The 1,593-nt window shown below is 33.6% G+C and carries 1 protein-coding gene; it reads right to left on the bottom strand.

From position 1 onward, the window contains the following. Positions 1-1,488 (bottom strand): IS1634 family transposase (locus tag ACNQGH_RS21850; RefSeq protein WP_417958128.1); only part of this gene is annotated, 1,488 nt, incomplete at its 3' end. Positions 1,489-1,593 lie beyond the last annotated feature (105 nt).

The raw sequence follows: 1,593 nt of genomic DNA, 5'->3' as shown, positions 1-1,593 counted from the left end.
CGTCCAAAGTGTTTCTTCGTCTGTCGTTTTTAAACTTGTCCGTATAAAATACGTCCCCATTTTTTCTTGTTCTTCTAGATTTCGTACTTCATTTTTTTGAAATACTATTTCTGTGGCATTTTGATCATGGCTTCCATGTACATCAATGTTGTAATATTTACTCACTGATGGGTATTTTTGAACAGCTCTTCCTATTCTTTGGTTGACTTTGTCAAACTTTTTTACTCCATTTTTTTTAGTCAAGCTTAATTTTATCTTTTCAATTTCCTCTTCAAATCGGGTCTCAAACTGTTTTTTCATTGCGTCCTCTTTTAATTTCTTCCCAGGACTTTTGATGCGTAATAAATAATCCGTTTCTAGTTCTGACTGTACTCTCTGAAGACTGATTTCTTCCTTGTTTTGGGTTTTAATTTTGCGTTGAATATCCCCGTTATTTATGGTGTACTCTCTTATTGTAGTTCTGCTTACACAAACGTAATCATATCCCTTTTCAATGATGAGTTTCAGATTGTCTTTAGTTGCAATACCGGCATCTAAAACCACTAATGTTTTTCCACTAAAACTAGATGTTTTTAGTCGTAATTTTTCAATCATATCAGGCAAAGAATTACTATCGGCAGTATTTCCTTCTAATATCTGTGTGTATTTTGGAAACCCTTCTGGGTTGACTACCATTGCAAGAACAATCAATTTAGCATCACTCCTTTTTTCTTTGCTTCGGCCAAACTTGGCCATAGCACTATGGTCTTTCCTCCCTTCAAAATAGGTGTTTGTCAAATCAAACAAAACAATTTTGTCTTGAATATCAAACAAGTCATTTGTTTTATTAGACAAATGCTGTTCTAATTCGTCTTTAACAGCATAAAGATCTAATGCGTTTCGGTATAATTTATCTTTTGTTATCTTCTCAAGTGGATAACCTGTAAGCTCACAAATTGCAGAATTCTCTTTAATCCATCGAATGGTTTTGAACTCTGAAAAAGGATAAACAGCTCGACTTATAATTTGAGTATAGGTGAGTTGGATTTTCTCTTCATCCCACCCCATATTTGATAAATAATCTTGTAGATGTAACTTGTTTAATGTTTGAAAACCAATCCACTCAGCTCCAACTTCACGAACTTCATTATGTTTAATACTTTGCAGATCAATCCAAGTTTTACTGCTTTTAGAATCTAATACAGAAGTTTTATTTTTGACCAGATCGATTCGCTTACTCGCTACAAGTTGCTCCCAAAACGCATTAACATATGGTTTTATAAAAAGGTCTTCTTCTTCGAACAAATCGCTTGCGCCAGTTACCAATTGATTTAGTCGCTTTTGAATTACATTTAAGTGCTCAGATTTCAATTCTGGTAAAAAACCAATATTTAGTAATGTCCGATGACATATTCTATTTTCAAGATTCCGATAACTTTCCACTAAACGAAAATAAGGACAAAATTGTCCTAACTCTGGATGTCTGCGTAAAATGGATTTGAAGTACATCTTTCAAAGTTCTGATAATGAATCTAAAAGAACAATAGCTCGCTGTGTACTACAAAGTGAATCGGAAAATAAAAAGCCCCATTTTACTGGCTTTCTTCAAAACAG

Source organism: Flavobacterium kochi, assembly GCF_048286715.1.
In the GTDB taxonomy this organism is placed as follows: domain Bacteria; phylum Bacteroidota; class Bacteroidia; order Flavobacteriales; family Flavobacteriaceae; genus Flavobacterium.
This window is presented reverse-complemented; position numbering and strand designations above follow the sequence as displayed.